1 protein-coding gene is annotated in these 1,765 nt (G+C 57.1%); it reads left to right on the top strand.

The annotated features are described in order from the left end of the window. Positions 1–87: 87 nt before the first annotated feature. On the top strand, positions 88–1,737 hold the full coding sequence (locus tag AAC035_RS21165; protein WP_339807099.1) for an HAD-IC family P-type ATPase: 1,650 nt from the start codon (positions 88–90) through the stop codon (positions 1,735–1,737). Positions 1,738–1,765: the final 28 nt, after the last annotated feature.

Raw genomic sequence — 1,765 nt, 5'->3', positions numbered from 1 at the left:
TCAACTTCGCCGAAAGCGGTGGTGTCCTCCGTGGCATTGGTAGGCTGAGGGATGCACTCGCAATTCTTGAACTCCGGGCAGGTACCTATGCTGTCTGAAAATAACTTAACCCAGCAATCTTCAGAACAGCACTGGCACTCCGTGAATGCTTCCGGTACCAGAGAGCTACTGGAAGCAACAGCGCCCCTGAGTGGTGAGGAAGCCGCCGCGCGGCTTGCCGTCTATGGCCCTAATCGTCTGCCGGAAGGAAAGGCAAGCGGGCCCCTTGCTAGACTCACTCGCCAGCTCCGCAACGTCTTGATATACGTTCTGTTGGCTGCGGCGGCTATTACAGGGGCACTCGGCCACTGGGTGGATGCAGGGGTCATCATGGCAGTAGTGGTGATCCAGACGCTGGTGGGCTTTATCCAGGAAGGCAAGGCCGAGCAGGCACTGTCCGCCATTGGACATATGCTGGCACCGAAGGCACGTGTAGTCCGTGAGGATGGCCAGCATCAAATTAACGCCGCTGACCTGGTGCCCGGAGACACGGTGCTACTGGAACCCGGCGACCGCGTACCGGCGGATACCCGCCTGGAAAAATGCCATAACTTGAAGATAGAGGAAGCCATCCTTACGGGTGAATCCGTGGCGGTAGAGAAATCCCCGGAACCGGTGGATAAAGAAGCAGCGTTGGGTGACCAAAACAGCATGGCATTTTCCGGCACCATGGTATCTACGGGTACCGGGCGTGGGGTTGTGGTTCGTACCGGAGCGGCGACGGAGATTGGTCGTATCTCTGGTTTGTTGGCAAGGACCACGTCTCTAAAAACGCCCTTGGTAGAAAAGATGGACCGCTTTGCCAAAATGTTGTCCGCCATTATAGTCATTGCCGCTGCAGCCGTATTTGCCGGCGGCCTGGTCTTCAGTAGCCTGTCTTTCCAAGAGCTGTTCATGGCCGTTGTAGGGCTGACGGTGGCCGCCATTCCAGAGGGATTGCCAGCCATACTAACCATCACGCTAGCGATAGGCGTGCGCCAGATGGCGAAACGTCAGGCGGTGGTACGTCGAATGCCTGTCCTTGAATCACTGGGAGCGGTATCAGTAATTTGTTCTGACAAAACCGGCACACTCACCCGCAATGAAATGGTGGTGACCACAGCAGTGGCGGGCCGACAGCGCCTGGACATATCCGGAGAGGGTTATGAACTTGAGGGTGCCGTAAGCCAGGATAGCCGCCCCGTGGATGCCACTGAGTTGTTGGTGGAGCTGGCCCGGGCAGCTGGACTTTGCAACGATGCCCACCTTGATTTACGAGAAAAGCAGCCGCGCATTCAGGGCGACCCTATGGAGGCGGCGCTGAAAGTGTTTGCTCACAAGGCAACGTTTGATATTGAAGGTGGTGTCCGCGATTGGCCCCGCAGGGATGAAATCCCCTTTGACACCCAGACCCGTTTTATGGCCACTCTCAACCATGATCACCATGGCCACAGCATGGTGTACATCAAGGGTGCTCCAGAGCGCATCCTGGATATGTGCGAGGCGGAGGTGACAGAAAACGGCGGTACCTCTGCCCTGGAGCGTTATTGGTGGGATCAGATAATTACCGATCTGGCATCGGATGGTTTAAGGGTACTGGCCTTGGCCCGGAAACCGGTTTCAAGGGCTACGGCCGATCTCGCTGTGGAGGATCTTGGCACTGGCGTAGAACTGCTGGGCTTAGTGGGGTTGCTGGACCCACCCCGGCAAGAAGGGTAAGACGATCTACTGCCCCGAATGTGGTGGA

Origin of the sequence: uncultured Marinobacter sp. (genome assembly GCF_963974375.1) — a bacterium.
Taxonomy (GTDB): Bacteria; Pseudomonadota; Gammaproteobacteria; order Pseudomonadales; family Oleiphilaceae; genus Marinobacter.
This window is presented reverse-complemented; position numbering and strand designations above follow the sequence as displayed.

What these genes read in the sequence shown, in the direction of transcription:
- AAC035_RS21165 (WP_339807099.1), top strand. Translation starts at nt 88, where the DNA reads ATGCTGTCTGAAAATAACTTAACCCAGCAATCTTCAGAACAGCACTGG.